Origin of the sequence: Streptomyces sp. AC558_RSS880, assembly GCF_019049255.1 — a bacterium.
GTDB lineage: Bacteria > Actinomycetota > Actinomycetes > Streptomycetales > Streptomycetaceae > Streptomyces.
Window position 1 is genome coordinate 33,643 of the sequence record NZ_JAGMUJ010000161.1, and the last position, 13,947, is coordinate 47,589.

Here is a 13,947-nt window from a genome sequence, read left to right on the forward strand (position 1 = left end):
CCGGCCGCGTTCGAAGCGGGCTCCGGCGCGGACGAGGGCGACCAAGCGGGGTGCGTTCACGGCCCGCCGGCGGGCCTGGGCGGACTCGACGAGCTTGAAGACCACGGCGAGGGCGGTGCTGCCGAGGAACTGCTCCAGCGCGGGCACGAAGTCACCGGAGGACGGGCCGTGCGGGTAGAGCAGCGGCAGCACCTCACTGGTCTTCGGGGACCTGCGGCACCACGGCGGCGGAATCGCTGAGGAGAACCGCTTGCGCTCGCCGGTTTCAGTGTCGACGCGCTTGTCGTTCACCCGCGGCGCCCTCACCTCCGCCGCCCCGGCCGCGGTGGTGACCTTCCTGGGCCGGCGGTAGCCGTTGCGGACCACGCGCCGTCGGCCGTTCTCGTCGCGCTGATCGACCAACTCGGCTATATATGCGTTGACTTCGGCCTCCAGGGCAGAGGCCGGCATCCGCCGTGCGCCCTCGCGGACGATCTCGTCGATCAGGGAGCCGTTCGGCGTGGAGCCGTCGGCGTCGACCACGCTGAGCACAGGTGTGCCTTCCCGACCGGTGCTGCGCACACCGGCCTACTCGATGACCACCAAGTCGATCACTCGGGAAGGTACGCCCTTCGCGTGCTCCCCGAGCTCGATCCCCAGGTCTTGAGCATGACTCCGTCGAGGCCGACGGTCACCGGTACCGCGGCGCCCACTGCGCCCGCGCGGAGGGAAAGGCGGGGATCGTCGACCGGGTCTGAAGGGACGTACCCGCCTCAAAGCACCCCGCGACCGAGTTGTACGGTCGTGGGGTGTACCGCTTTCTCTTGTCCCGCCAATGGGTGACCATCACACTGGTCGCCCTGCTCCTCATCCCCACGATGATCTGGCTGGGCTTCTGGCAGATGGACCGCTACGGGGAGCGCGACGCCCGCAACCGGCTGGTCGCCGACGCGCTGGCCGCCGAGCCGGTGCCGGTGGAGCGGCTGGCCGCGCCGGGGGACGCCGTGACGCGCGCCGAGCGGTACCGCACCGTGACCGCCACGGGACGCTTCGACACCGATGACGAGGTCGTCGTCCGCCGCCGTACCAACGCCGACGACCGGGTCGGCTTCCACGTCCTCACCCCCTTCGTCCTCGACGACGGCAAGATCCTGCTCGTCAACCGGGGCTGGATCCCCTCGGAGGCGGGCCGGACCTCGTTCCCCGAGGTCCCCGCGCCGCCGCGCGGCGAGACCACGATCAAGGGCCGGCTGATGCCCGACGAGACGACCGAGGCGAGCGGCATCAAGGACCTCGAGGGCCTGCCGGACCGGCAGATCATGCTGATCAACAGCGAGCGGGAGGCGGAGCGCCTCGGCGCCCAGGTGCTCGGCGGCTATGTGGCGCAGACGGCGCCCGAGCCCAAGGACGGCACCCCGGAGCGGCTCGGGAACCCCGGCAAGGAGAACGCGGCGCTGAACTACGCGTACGCCGTCCAGTGGTGGCTGTTCGCAGCGGCCGTGCCGGTCGGCTGGTTCGTGCTGGTCCGCCGCGAGGCCCGGGAGCGAGCCCGGGCCGCGGCCGCGGAGACGGACGCCGAGGAGACGGAACCGGCGGCGGTGTAGCACCCCCTCGGACCCCGGTGTCGTCTTCTCCGGCGACGGCGCGGCGGCGGCCGACGGACCGTCACTCCCCGGGTCCGCCCCTGATTGCCGCCCCCGGCTGCCGGGAACCCGCACCCCGTGCACCGTATCGAGGACTACGCGCTCATCGGCGACGAACAGACCGCTGCCCTGGTGGGCGCGGACGGTTCGGTCGACTGGCTCTGCCTGCCCCGCTTCGACTCGGCGGCCTGCTTCGCGCGGCTGCTCGGGGACGAGAACAACGGGCACTGGCGCATCGCCCCGGCCGGCGCGGACCGGTGCGCCCGCCGCTCCTACCGCGAGGACACCCTGGTCCTGGACACCGAGTGGGAGACCTCCGAGGGGGCGGTGCTGGTCACCGACCTGATGCCGCAGCGCCACCGCGCGCCGGACCTGGTGCGGATCGTGCAGGGCGTACGGGGTGAGGTGACCGTGCGCAGCACACTGCGGCTGCGCTTCGACTACGGCTCGGTCGTGCCGTGGGTGCGCAAGGAGGACGGCCACCGGGTGGCGGTGGCCGGGCCGGACTCGGCGTGGCTGCGCAGCGTCCCGGAGGTGGAGACCTGGGGCGAGGACCGGTGCACCGTCTCGGAGTTCACGGTGCGGGAGGGCGAGCGGGTCGCGTTCGTGCTCACCTGGCACCCCTCCCACGAGCCGCGGCCCCCGCTGGTCGACCCGTACTCCTCGCTGCGGCACAGCGTCCAGGACTGGCGCGCCTGGGCGGCCCAGTGCTGTTACGACGGCCCGCACCGGGACGCGGTCGTCCGGTCGCTGATCACCCTCAAGGCGCTCACCTACCGCCCCACCGGCGGCATCGTCGCCGCGCCCACCACCTCGCTGCCGGAGGAGCCGGGCGGGGTGCGCAACTGGGACTACCGCTTCTGCTGGCTGCGCGACTCCACCCTGACCCTGAACGCGCTGCTGGCCGCCGGGTACCAGGACGAGGCGGAGGCCTGGCGCAACTGGCTGCTCCGCGCGGTCGCGGGCGATCCGGCGGACCTGCAGATCATGTACGGGCTCGCGGGCGAGCGGCGGCTGCCGGAGTTCGAGCTGCCGTGGCTGTCCGGTTTCGGCGGCGCCACGCCCGTACGGGTCGGCAACGACGCCGTGAACCAGCTCCAGCTGGACGTGTACGGCGAGGTCATGGACTCCCTGGCGCTGGCCCGGAGTTCGGGACTCTCCCCGCAGCCGGACGTGTGGGCGTTGCAGTCGGTGCTGATGGACTTCCTGCGCACGGCGTGGCGGCAGCCGGACGAGGGGCTGTGGGAGGTGCGCGGCGGCCGGCGCCACTTCGTGCACTCCAAGGTGATGGTGTGGGTGGCCGCCGACCGCGCGGTGCGCACGCTGGAGGAGCATCCGGACTTCGACGGGGACCTGGACGGCTGGCGCGTGCTGCGCGACGAGGTGCACCGGGAGGTGTGCGAGAAGGGGTACGACCCCGCGCGGAACACGTTCACGCAGTCGTACGGCTCCCGCGAACTCGACGCCGCGCTGCTGCTGATCCCCCGGGTGGGTTTCCTGCCGCCCGACGATCCCCGGGTGCTCGGCACCATCGACGCGGTCCGCGCGGAGCTGGGGCAGGACGGGTTCGTGCGCCGCTACACGCCGGACGCGACGGCCGTCGACGGGCTGCCGGGCGGGGAGGGCACGTTCCTGGTGTGTTCGTTCTGGCTCGCGGACGCCCTGCACATGACCGGCAGGACGGAGGAGGCGCGCGAGCTGTTCGAACGGCTGCTGGTGCTCGCCAACGACGTGGGTCTGCTGGCGGAGGAGTACGACCCGGTGGGCGGGCGGCTGCTGGGCAACTTTCCGCAGGCGTTCAGCCACATCGGCCTGGTCAACACCGCCCTCGCCCTGTTCGGGGGCGAGGGGGCAGGATAGGGCCATGGATCTTGGACTGAAGGACCGGGTGTACGTCGTCACCGGGGCGACCCGCGGACTGGGCAACGCCTCCGCGCGGGAGCTCGTCGCCGACGGCGCGAAGGTGGTCGTCACGGGACGGGAGGAGGAGTCCGTCGCTGAGGCGGCGGCCGCGCTGGGGCCGGACGCGGTCGGGGTGGCCGTCGACAACGCCGACCCCGAGGCGCCGGCGCGGCTGATCGCCACCGCGCGGGAGCGGTTCGGGCGCTTCGACGGCATCCTCGTCAGCGTGGGCGGGCCGCCGCCGGGGTTCGTCGCCGACACCACCGACGAGCAGTGGCGGGCGGCGTTCGAGTCGGTGTTCCTGGGGGCGGTGCGGATGGCGCGGGCGGCCGCGGCGGAGCTGGGTGAGGGGGGTGTCATCGGGTTCGTGCTGTCGGGGTCGGTGCACGAGCCGATTCCCGGGCTGACCATTTCCAACGGGCTGCGGCCGGGGCTGGCGGGGTTCGCGAAGTCGCTGGCGGACGAGTTGGGGCCGCGGGGGGTCCGGGTGGTGGGGCTGCTTCCCGGGCGTATCGATACGGATCGGGTGCGGGAGCTGGACTCGTTGTCGGCGGATCCGGAGGCTACGCGGCAGGCGGCGGAGTCTCGGATCCCGTTGCGGCGGTACGGGAGCCCTGCGGAGTTCGGGCGTACGGCGGCGTTCCTGCTGTCGCCGGCGGCGTCGTATCTGTCGGGCGTGATGCTGCCGGTGGACGGGGGTTTCCGGCACGGGTTCTGACGCCCGGTCGTTTCCTAGGTGCCCTGTGCTGGTGCGGGGCGGGGGTGGTCGCGCGGCCCGGCGCTTGCGGGGTGCTGTCGCGCCCACCCGTGCCGCCCTGCGGCACGATTGCCCGCGGTTACGTGACTCGTTCCGGGCGGTGTTTTACGGCTCGTAGGCGGGTCTCCGTGGGGAGGGTGGGGAGGCCTGTGGAGTTCCGGGCGTGGGTGAGGGGGCCCTTCGTCAGGGATCGCAGGGTGGTTCCGGGGTCGATGTGGGGTTGCAGGAGGAGGAGTACGCGGGCCTTCGGGGCGCGTCGGCGGCCGGTGAGGTGGACGTGGGCCCGGTCCACGCCGTCCAGGTGGCTCGCCTCCTCGGCCAGGGCTTGTTCCAGGGCCCGCCTGCGCAGTGACGCGTCTTCGCCGTCGCCGGTGTCGACGAGTACCTCCGCCGGTCGCCGCCTGCGCAGCACCGCGAGCAGCCACCACAGGGAGAGCAGGACCAGGACGGCGAGAACGGCGATGACGACCGGCCACCACCAGCCCTCGTCCCGCCACCGGGTCCGCGCGGCCTCGTCCAGCAGTACGTCGTGCCGTCCGTCGTGCGGCCACCAGGAGGGCGCCGGCGCCCCCAGCCCGATCGCCAGCACGGGCCCGCCGAGGACGACCAGCACCAGCCCCACGATTCCGAGCAGCACCCGGTTGACTCCCTTGAGCACCTCTACCGCCCCTTCCTGCCGGGCCGCCGTACGCGCAGCGACAGCGAGGGCGGCCGGGCCAGGCCGAGACCTTCCACGGCGTCGTCGAGCACCGCGGTCAAGTCGGCTCGTACGTCGTCCAGTTCACGGAAGTGCGACACCGCGCGGACGTCCGCGCGGGTGCGTTTCACCCTGACCCGCACCGACCGTACGCCCGCCACCTCCAGGGCCCGGTCCCGCAGCACCATGGCGGCGGCGTCCCGGTGCAGTCCCGCGCGGACGTCGGGATCCGTGGGACGCATCGGGAGCAGGGCGCGCAGGCCGGGGGTCAGGGCGAGCAGCAGCAGCCAGAGTCCGAGGGCGGTGGCGACACCGGCACCGGTCAGCACCCAGATGTCGTCCAGGGGCCGTTCGGCGAGTTGCCGGGCCAGTTCCCGGCGCCAGCCCAGCGCGGCGCGGTGGGCCCGCACGGCGACGACGTCGTACAGGAACGCGCCCGTGATCAGCAGGGTCAGCAGCGCGACCAGGCCCGCGGGGGCCCGGCGGGCCGACCAGAAGCGCCGGTGCCCGCCGGAGCCGCCGGGCTCCTCCGCGGGCGGCGGGTCCTTCTCCAGGACCGTGCCCTCGGGGTCGCTCATCGCGTCCTCCCCCGGGCCGCTTCCGGCGCGGCCGTCAGGTGCAGCCGTTCGACCAGGACGACGACCTCCGGCACGTGCGTCCCCGCCAGGGAGCGCACCCGGTCGACCACCTGGCGCCGCACCCGCGCGCACCGGCCGCCGATGTCACCGGGGTAGTCGAGTTCGACGTGCACCCGGACCCGGGCGGCCTCATGGCGCACCACCACCGTGGCGTGCGGCGGAGCGGCGCCCGGCGGCAGGGGGCCGACCGCCTCGCGGGCCGCCTGCGAGGCGATCTTCGCGACCACCCGGTCGGCGATCCTGGTCGCCCCGCGCTCGCCCGGCGCGACGGCGGCCGGGCCCCGGCCGGGCTCGGCGATCGTGCTCACCGCCGTCACCGCCGCCGTTCGTCACGGGGACGGAAGAAGTCGCCGAGTTCCAGGTCCCCCTCGAGGAACCGCCCGACGACGAAGCCGACGGCGCCCAGCGCCGCCACCAGCAGGAAGGCCCCGAATCCGCCGAAGTATCCGGCGAAGCCCAACGCCATGCCGGCGATCATGCCGACCACGGCCATGTTCATGGTGCGCTCCTCCGCTCACCTGGCCTCACTGGAGGCGGGTCTCCGGCTCCTCGTCCTCCTCCTCGGGCAGCTTCACGTCGCTCACCGCGATGTTGACCTCGACGACCTCCAGGCCGGTCATCCGCTCGACCGCCGCGATGACGTTCTCCCGTACGGCCCTGGCGACGTCGGCGATGGACACGCCGTAGTCGACGACGATCTCCAGGTCGAGCGCGGTCTGCAACTCGCCGACCTCGGCCTTCACGCCGCGCGTCACCGACTTCGAGCCGCCGGGCACCCGGTCGCGTACGGCGCCGAAGGTCCGTGACAGGCCGCTGCCCATGGCGTGCACGCCGAGCACGTCCCGCGCGGCCAGCCCCGCGATCTTCTCCACGACACCGTCGGCGATGGTGGTACGGCCGCGGGCCGCGGGGTCACCGCCGCCGCGCCGCGTCCCCTGGCCCCTGCGGGGGGTGGTCTCCAAGAGGTTCTTCTCCGGGGCGGGGGCCCGTACCGGGCCGCCCTCGGTCATGTCGGTCATCGCCGCACATCCCTCCGATCGTCCTCCTTCGACCACCGTATGCGCGGTTGCCCGATACCGCGCCGGGAATGCGTCAGGCTGGAGGAATGACGACGGACCGGTGGACTCGGGCGGTACGGCACCAGGTGGGGCTGGGCAGGATCCTGCCCCTGGGAGGACCGCGCGACGGCGCGTGGATCACGGAGCGGGCGGCGGAGGCGGTCCTGCGGCGCACGGTGGCACGGGATGCGCCGGGCGTACGCCTGGACGGTGTGCGGATCGGGCTCGCCGATCCGGAGGCGGCGACGGGCGAGCCGGTCGTGCCGCCTCCGCCGAGCGCGCTGCCGCCGGGGCCGTTGCGGCTGGCCGTCGAGTTCGCGGCCACGGCGGCGGAGCCGGTGCCGGTGACGGCGTCGCGGCTGCGGGCGGTGCTGGCGGAAGCGGCGGTGGAGCGGGTCGGGTTGTCCGTCACGTCGGTGGATCTGCGGGTGACGGAGTTGCTGGATGCGGAGCCGGAGCCGGTTGTGGAGCCGGTTGTGGAGCCGGGGCGGGAAGCGGTGTCCGAGCCGTCGGATCCCGGCTCCGAGGCGGGGCGTGTCGCGGTGGCGGCGCGCGCTGTGCCGGGGGTGAGCCGGTTGGCGGGTGCGCTGGGGCGGTCCGTGCACCTGGCCGAGCATCCGGGTGAGAACGCGCTGCCCCGCCGTCACGTGCGTGTGGAACTCGCGGTCGTGGCGGACACCCGTCCGCTGGACGTGGCTCGGGAGGTTCGTTCGGCGGTGGCGTCCGCTCTGCCGGGTGGGCCCACGGTGGCCGTGCTGATCACCGCGGTCGACTGACCGGGGTGGTCCGCCGGGGTGGGGTGTTCGCGCAGCCCGGTGCTTACGGGGTGCCGTCGCGCCCACCCGTGCCGCCCCAGCGGCACGACTGCCCGTGGGCAGCGGCTGGGTTATTCGCCGAGGCCGGCCAGGTCGCGGAGGCGGCGGGACTGGGATGCTCGTTCGGCGGTGCGTTGTTCGTCGTAGGTGCGGTTCTGGGCTCCGCGGAGCAGGGACTTGGTCTCGATGACGGCGTCCCGGGGGGCGGCCAGCAGGGCCGCGGCGAGGTCCTGGACCGCCGCGTCCAGGTCGGCCGCGGGCACGGCGAGGTTGGCCAGGCCGGTGTTCACGGACTCCTCGGCCGTGACGAAGCGCCCGGTCGCGCAGATCTCCAGCGCGCGGGCGTATCCGACGAGGCCGACCAGCGGATGCGTACCGGTCAGGTCGGGGACGAGACCGAGGCTGGTCTCGCGCATGGCGAACTGCACGTCGTCCGCGACGACGCGCAGGTCACAGGCGAGGGCCAGCTGGAACCCGGCCCCGATGGCGTGCCCCTGGACAGCCGCGATGGACACGATGTCGCTGCGCCGCCACCAGGTGAACGCCTCCTGGTACTCGGCGATGGTCGCGTCCAGCGTGGCGTCGTCGCGACGCGCCAGGTCGATGAACGACGGCTCGCCCTCGATTCCCTCGGGCGTGAACATCTGCCGGTCGAGCCCGGCGGAGAAGGACTTGCCCTCCCCGCGCAGCACCACGACCCGGACGGAGCCGGGCAGCAGCCGACCCGCCTCGGTCAGCGCCCGCCACAGAGCGGGGCTCTGCGCGTTGCGCTTGGCCGGGTTGGTCAGCGTCACCGTGGCGATCGCGTCGTCGACGGTGAGCCGTACGCCGTCCTTGTCGAGTACGGGACCGAGGTCCTGGGCGGACGAAGCCATGGGGCGCCTCCGATGGGTGCGGTCATCCAAGTGACTGCACAGTAACCACCCAGCCGGTCAGTCGGCCGACCGGGTGGCCACCATCGGGAGAGCGGGGCGCCCGAGGTCAGGCCGTAGGAGCCTTTTTGCCCCGTGTCGCCCCGCCACGCCCTCGCAGCGTGACGCCCGATTCGCTGAGCATGCGGTGCACAAAGCCATACGAGCGGCCGGTCTCCTCGGCCAACGCCCGGATGCTCGCACCGGCGTCGTACTTCTTCTTCAGGTCTGCCGCGAGCTTGTCGCGCGCGGCGCCGGTCACCCGGCTGCCCTTCTTCAGAGTCTCGGCCACCCGTGCCTCCTCATGGGAAGTGCGCTCTGGTCTCCTCATGATCACCCCTCCCGGCCTTCATGGCCACCCATTCGGCAAGGTCGGTGAGACAAGGTTGTGACGACGGGAGTGCATCCCCACATACGGAATCAAGAATTCCGCAGTGTGCCGGTGGTACCTCCGAACGGGTCCTTCCATGAAGTGCCAGGTCAGAAAGGCGCGACGGCCGAGCCCCGGTACGCCGGGAGCTCGGCCGTGAAATCCGTGTAGGACACACCTCGGGATGAGGAGATCTCACACGAATGATGGATCACCGATGGGCCGAATGATCCATACGCAGTGGATCACCTCTTCGATCAACCCCGGTTGACGTCTCTCAGGCGAGGGCGACCAGGTCCGCGTAGTCGGCGCCCCACAGGTCCTCGACGCCGTCCGGCAGCAGGATGATCCGCTCCGGCTGGAGCGCCTCGACGGCACCCTCGTCGTGCGTGACGAGGACGACCGCGCCCTTGTACGTGCGCAGCGCGCCGAGGATCTCCTCGCGGCTGGCCGGGTCGAGGTTGTTGGTCGGCTCGTCGAGCAGCAGCACGTTCGCCGAGGAGACCACGAGGGTCGCCAGCGCCAGACGGGTCTTCTCGCCGCCGGAGAGGACACCGGCCGGCTTGTCCACGTCGTCGCCGGAGAACAGGAACGAGCCGAGCACCTTGCGGACCTCGACGAGGTCCATGTCGGGCGCGGCGGAGCGCATGTTCTCCAGGACCGTGCGGTCGGGGTCGAGGGTCTCGTGCTCCTGGGCGTAGTAGCCGAGCTTGAGGCCGTGGCCGGGGACGACGGCGCCGGTGTCCGGCTGTTCGACACCGCCCAGGAGCCGCAGCAGGGTGGTCTTGCCGGCGCCGTTGAGGCCGAGGATGACGACCCGGGAACCCTTGTCGATGGCCAGGTCGACGTCGGTGAAGATCTCCAGGGAGCCGTACGACTTCGACAGGCCCTCGGCCATCAGCGGGGTCTTGCCGCAGGGCGAGGGCTCGGGGAAGCGCAGCTTGGCCACCTTGTCGGACTGGCGGACCTCCTCCAGGCCGGACAGCAGCTTCTCCGCGCGGCGGGCCATGTTCTGCGCGGCGACCGTCTTGGTGGCCTTGGCGCGCATCTTGTCGGCCTGCGCGTTGAGCGCGGCGGCCTTCTTCTCGGCGTTCTGCCGCTCGCGCCGGCGGCGCTTCTCGTCGGCCTCGCGCTGCTGCTGGTAGAGCTTCCAGCCCATGTTGTAGACGTCGATCGTGGCGCGGTTGGCGTCCAGGTAGAACACCTTGTTGACGACCGTCTCGACCAGGTCGACGTCGTGGGAGATCACGATGAAGCCGCCGCGGTAGGTCTTCAGGTAGTCGCGCAGCCAGACGATCGAGTCGGCGTCGAGGTGGTTCGTCGGCTCGTCGAGGAGCAGGGTGTCCGCGTCGGAGAACAGGATCCTGGCGAGCTCGACGCGGCGGCGCTGACCGCCGGAGAGGGTGTGCAGGGGCTGGCCGAGCACACGGTCGGGCAGGTTGAGCGCGGCGGCGATGGTGGCGGCCTCGGCCTCGGCGGCGTATCCGCCCTTGGTGAGGAACTCGGTCTCCTGGCGCTCGTACTGCTTGAGCGCCTTCTCGCGGGTGGCGCCCTGGCCGTTGGCGATGCGCTGCTCGTTCTCGCGCATCTTGCGGATCAGCACGTCGAGGCCGCGGGCGGAGAGGATGCGGTCGCGGGCGAGGACGTCGAGGTCGCCGGTGCGGGGGTCCTGGGGCAGGTAGCCGACCTCGCCGGAGCGGGTGACGTTGCCGGCGGCGGGGATGCCCTGGCCGGCGAGGACCTTGGTGAGGGTGGTCTTGCCTGCGCCGTTGCGGCCGACGAGGCCGATGCGGTCGCCCTTGGCGACGCGGAAGGTGGCGCTTTCGATGAGGACGCGGGCACCGGCGCGCAGCTCGATGCCGGAGGCGGAGATCACGGACAGACTCCTGGGCGGGTGTGGGTGGCGGTGGGGGCGGCTGAGGACGTTCCCGCCGTCTAATGCGCGAGGAGAATGGCCATGCGAGCCATTCTAACGGGGCCGTGCAACCACTTTTTCTGGGTGCGGGTGTGCCCGGCGGTCGTCAGCGGCCGGTGCACGGGGGCGGGGACGGCACGGTGACGCCGGGCGCGAAGGGGCGCTGCAGGGTGTTCGACGCGACGGTGGAGGGCGCGGGCCCGGGGCCGGGGTGTACGCCGTCGTGGACGACGCCGACGCACACCACCGGCGCGCGGGATCCCGGTGCCCCCGGCGGACCGGGGGCACGGCTCCCTCGACCGCGCGGGCCGCGGCCCGCGGCGGGAGCCCGGTCCGGGCCGGAGCCCGGAGCCCGGTCAGCCGCCCCTGTGCACCTGGAAGGCGGCCCGTCGGACCGCCTTGGCCAGGGCCGGGTCGGGGTGGGCGGCGGCCAGGGCGACCAGGACCTGGACGGTGCGCGGGTGGCCGACGGCGCGCACCTCGGTGAGCAGCGCGGGGACGGTCGGCTGGACCGCGGACTCCAGGTGGCGGACCAGCAGCGGGGCCTCGCCGTGGTCGGCGACGGCGGCCGCGGTGTCCACCCACAGCCAGGTGGCCTCCTCGCGGGTGAGGACCTCGTGGGCGTCCTCGGGGTCGGCGCCGTCGTGCTCGGCGAGCCACAGCAGGGCGTACGGCCGCAGCGTCGGCTCGTCGAGCACGGTGCGGACCTCGGGCTCGGCGGGGGCGCCGACCACGCGCAGCGCCTCGAAGGCGAGGCCGCGCAGCAGGGCGTCCTCGCCCCGGGCGGCGTCGATCAGCTCCGTGACGGCGCTGCCGACCGGCCGGGCGGCGAGCCAGGCGCGGTATTCGGCGCGGGCCGCGTTGGGGCGCAGCTGGGCGCAGCCGCGCAGCATGTCCTCGGCGCCCTGCTCGATGTTCCCGGCGGGGCTCTGCGCGGCGACGCAGATCTGCTCCAGCTTGACCCACACCGCCCAGCTGCCGAGCGGGGTGAGCGTGGCCTGTCCGTCGCCGTAGGTGAGGGCACCGACGGAGGCGAGGGCGCGCAGCGCCCAGTCGAGCAGCGGCTCGAGCGGGGCGTCGGCGGCGGGCCCGGCGAGCGCGGGCCGGGGCCGCTGGAGCGGCACCCTGGGTCTGAGCCCGGGCTCGGGCCCGGACCGGGCCCCGGCGGCTCCGGACGTGTCCGGCCCCGGCGCGTCGGACGACCGGGAGGCCTCGGGCGGTGGAGCGTAGTCGACCTCGCAGCGTTCCGTGCGGAGTTCGGTGACCCGCTGCTGGAGGAGGTCGAGGAGCTGGGGCACGGGGACCGGGCCGGCGGAGAGCTGGAGGAAGGAGAGGACCTGCGGCATGGCCGTGACGACCTCGGCGACGGCGGCGGCCTCGTACTCCTCGGGTTCCGGGTGGGCGAGCGACCAGGCGTCGCAGAGGGCGACCCAGCCGCGCAGCACGGCACTGTCGTCGCGGTCCCAGGCGCGCAGCCGCCAGCCCGGGCGGGCGCTGTCGCCGTGCACCTCGATGAGGCCGGCCAGGCGGGCGGTGTCCCAGTCGGCGCGGACCTGAGCGGGGGTCAGGCCCAGAGCACGGGCCGCCCGTTCGGCGGTCGCGTCGGAGAGGGTGGCCTTGCCGTCGGCGGTGGCGCTGTCCCCGCCGGGGCCGAGGGCGGCGTCGGCCCAGCGGGCGACGCGGGCCGCGGCGGCCAGACCGGAGCGCGCCATTCTGGCCAGCTCCGCCGGTGCCGGCGTGCCCTCCGGGGGGCGTGGCGCGGGGCGGCGCGAGCGCCGCTGGTTCATCGCTCTGGGGGCGGCGGCCAGGGGTCGCGGGCGGACGAGTCGGAGCCTGGAGTCGCGCGGGATACGGGACGTCACGGGTGCAGTCTCTCGGTTGACGGTCCGAAAACCCAAACGGAATGTCGACGGGGACTCCGGGACGACTCGCGCCTCGGCCCCGGACGGGTCCGCGGGGCGGGATTCAGGCCACTGGTACGGCCATAAACGGAATCCTCGGCACCGGCTGTCCGGTGCTCCCTCCGGGCGGTCACATCAGAGGGGTGAGGAAGCGCCGCAGCGCCTCTTCGTAGGCCCCCGGGTCGGCGTTCCACATCGCGCCGTGCGGGGCGCCCCTGACGGTGTGCAGGGTGATGGTGTTCGGGTGGTCGGCGGCGAGGCGGCGGGAGAACCGCCACGGCGCCACCGTGTCGTCGGGGCCGTGGAAGATCTGCGTGGGGACCGCGATCCGGTCCAGGTGGACGGCGCCGGGCCTGCGGTCGCCGTACAGGCCCGTGCGTCCCTGGGCGGCGCGGACCGCGAGCGGCAGCAGCACGCCCGGGGTGTGCCGGGCCGCGGCGAGGGCGCGCAGGGTCGCCTCCCAGCTGAGCACCGGGGAGTCGAGGACGAGACCGGCGACGCGTGCGCGCACCTCGGAACGGGCGGCGGCGCGCAGCGCCATGGTCGCGCCGGTGGACCAGCCGTACAGGACGACCTGGCGGGCGCCGGAGTCCACGGCGTGGTGGAGCGCCGCGTCGAGGTCGTGCCACTCGGTCTCGCCGAGGTGGTTGAGGCCGTCCGGGGAGCGCGGCGCGCCGGGGTCGCCCCGGTGGGCGGGGGCGAGCACCGGGAAGCGGTGGCGGTGCAGGAACTCCATGAGGTTCATGGTGTGTTCCCGGGTGGTGCCGAGGCCGTGGACGGCGACCACCCAGGTGTCCCGGGCACCCGGCACGAACCATGCGGGCAGGGGGCCGAGTTCGCCGGGGATCTCGAGGTCGGTGTGGTCCAGGCCGAGGGCGCCGCCCGGGTCGCCGACGTACAGGTTCGGGGTGAGCCAGGCGCGGTCGCCGGGCTCCGGAGTGCCGTACGTGACGCGTTCGAGGCGGCGCACGACGGTGTCGGCGGAGTCCGGGGTGCCGGGCAGTACGGGTCCGACGACCGCGTGGAAGCCGTCCCCGGTGAGACCGTGGCGTCCGGGCCGCAGGGTGGCGAAATCCCGGGTGAGGGCGATCTGACCGGCGGCGGTGGCGTGGACGGTGAGTCCGGGTTCGGTGGGCAGGGGACCGCCCGGGGGCGTCCTGAGCGCGGCGTCGCTGGCGAACCGGCCGACGGCCACCGCGGCGGCGCCGGCCCCTATCACGGCGGTGACGGCAGCGGCCGTCGCTCTGGCAGTGCGCACGTTCTCCAGTGTCATGGCGGAACGTGTACCCGGCCAGTGGGCGCCGTACGGCCGGACGGCGCCGGCGCGTCTGCCCGCCCACGGGACTCAGTGTCACGCGGGC

The 13,947-nt window shown here is 73.6% G+C and carries 14 protein-coding genes and 1 pseudogene; 4 read left to right on the top strand and 11 right to left on the bottom strand.

Going from position 1 to position 13,947, the window contains the following annotated elements:
- Window positions 1–111: 111 nt before the first annotated feature.
- Window positions 112–531 (bottom strand): annotated as a pseudogene (locus KUM38_RS36210) (transposase); the annotation flags it as partial.
- Window positions 532–788: 257 nt separating this feature from the next.
- Here KUM38_RS36210 and KUM38_RS36215 point away from each other — a divergent pair.
- The 3 genes from KUM38_RS36215 to KUM38_RS36225 all read left to right on the top strand — a co-directional run bounded on the left by KUM38_RS36215 (window position 789) and on the right by KUM38_RS36225 (window position 4,242).
- A complete protein-coding gene (locus tag KUM38_RS36215) occupies window positions 789–1,583 on the top strand; it encodes an SURF1 family protein (protein ID WP_217136068.1) in 795 nt (264 codons plus the stop codon).
- A gap of 117 nt (window positions 1,584–1,700) precedes the next feature.
- On the top strand, window positions 1,701–3,482 hold the full coding sequence (locus tag KUM38_RS36220; RefSeq protein ID WP_217136070.1) for a glycoside hydrolase family 15 protein: 1,782 nt from the start codon (window positions 1,701–1,703) through the stop codon (window positions 3,480–3,482).
- A gap of 4 nt (window positions 3,483–3,486) precedes the next feature.
- On the top strand, window positions 3,487–4,242 hold the full coding sequence (locus KUM38_RS36225; RefSeq protein ID WP_217136073.1) for an SDR family oxidoreductase: 756 nt from the start codon (window positions 3,487–3,489) through the stop codon (window positions 4,240–4,242).
- Window positions 4,243–4,360: 118 nt separating this feature from the next.
- Here the strand turns inward: KUM38_RS36225 and amaP are convergent, their stop codons facing one another.
- From amaP to KUM38_RS36250, 5 genes are read right to left on the bottom strand one after another with little or no spacing between them, the layout of a single operon-like run.
- Window positions 4,361–4,939 carry an alkaline shock response membrane anchor protein AmaP gene (gene amaP, locus KUM38_RS36230; protein ID WP_217136075.1) on the bottom strand — a complete coding sequence of 193 codons (579 nt, stop codon included), beginning with the start codon at window positions 4,937–4,939 and terminating at the stop codon, window positions 4,361–4,363.
- Between the two features lie 2 nt (window positions 4,940–4,941).
- Window positions 4,942–5,556: a DUF6286 domain-containing protein gene (locus KUM38_RS36235; RefSeq protein ID WP_217136077.1), complete on the bottom strand. Its 615-nt coding sequence runs from the start codon at window positions 5,554–5,556 to the stop codon at window positions 4,942–4,944.
- A complete protein-coding gene (locus KUM38_RS36240; RefSeq protein ID WP_217136079.1) occupies window positions 5,553–5,933 on the bottom strand; it encodes a hypothetical protein in 381 nt (126 codons plus the stop codon). Before KUM38_RS36240 ends, KUM38_RS36235 begins: the two co-directional genes overlap by 4 nt.
- Window positions 5,930–6,115, bottom strand: coding sequence for a hypothetical protein (locus KUM38_RS36245; protein WP_215204723.1), 186 nt, complete (start codon window positions 6,113–6,115; stop codon window positions 5,930–5,932). The genes KUM38_RS36240 and KUM38_RS36245 overlap by 4 nt, the downstream gene beginning before the upstream one ends.
- A 25-nt stretch (window positions 6,116–6,140) precedes the next feature.
- Entirely contained in the window at window positions 6,141–6,635 is a 495-nt protein-coding gene (locus KUM38_RS36250; RefSeq protein WP_217136081.1) for an Asp23/Gls24 family envelope stress response protein, read from the bottom strand.
- A gap of 86 nt (window positions 6,636–6,721) precedes the next feature.
- On the opposite strand from KUM38_RS36250, the gene KUM38_RS36255 reads away from it, so the two are divergent.
- Entirely contained in the window at window positions 6,722–7,450 is a 729-nt protein-coding gene (locus KUM38_RS36255) for a nucleopolyhedrovirus P10 family protein (RefSeq protein WP_217136083.1), read from the top strand.
- 110 nt (window positions 7,451–7,560) lie between these two features.
- Here the strand turns inward: KUM38_RS36255 and KUM38_RS36260 are convergent, their stop codons facing one another.
- The 5 genes from KUM38_RS36260 to KUM38_RS36280 all read right to left on the bottom strand — a co-directional run bounded on the left by KUM38_RS36260 (window position 7,561) and on the right by KUM38_RS36280 (window position 13,844).
- Window positions 7,561–8,364, bottom strand: coding sequence for an enoyl-CoA hydratase/isomerase family protein (locus KUM38_RS36260; RefSeq protein ID WP_217136085.1), 804 nt, complete (start codon window positions 8,362–8,364; stop codon window positions 7,561–7,563).
- A 106-nt stretch (window positions 8,365–8,470) separates the two neighbouring features.
- Window positions 8,471–8,692, bottom strand: coding sequence for a helix-turn-helix domain-containing protein (locus tag KUM38_RS36265; protein WP_016826854.1), 222 nt, complete (start codon window positions 8,690–8,692; stop codon window positions 8,471–8,473).
- 355 nt (window positions 8,693–9,047) lie between these two features.
- Window positions 9,048–10,646: an ABC-F family ATP-binding cassette domain-containing protein gene (locus tag KUM38_RS36270; protein WP_217136087.1), complete on the bottom strand. Its 1,599-nt coding sequence runs from the start codon at window positions 10,644–10,646 to the stop codon at window positions 9,048–9,050.
- A 395-nt stretch (window positions 10,647–11,041) separates the two neighbouring features.
- Entirely contained in the window at window positions 11,042–12,472 is a 1,431-nt protein-coding gene (locus tag KUM38_RS36275; protein ID WP_217136834.1) for a hypothetical protein, read from the bottom strand.
- A gap of 244 nt (window positions 12,473–12,716) precedes the next feature.
- Complete coding sequence (locus KUM38_RS36280; protein WP_308409138.1) at window positions 12,717–13,844, bottom strand: alpha/beta fold hydrolase; 1,128 nt, start codon at window positions 13,842–13,844, stop codon at window positions 12,717–12,719.
- Between the last annotated feature and the right edge of the window lie 103 nt (window positions 13,845–13,947).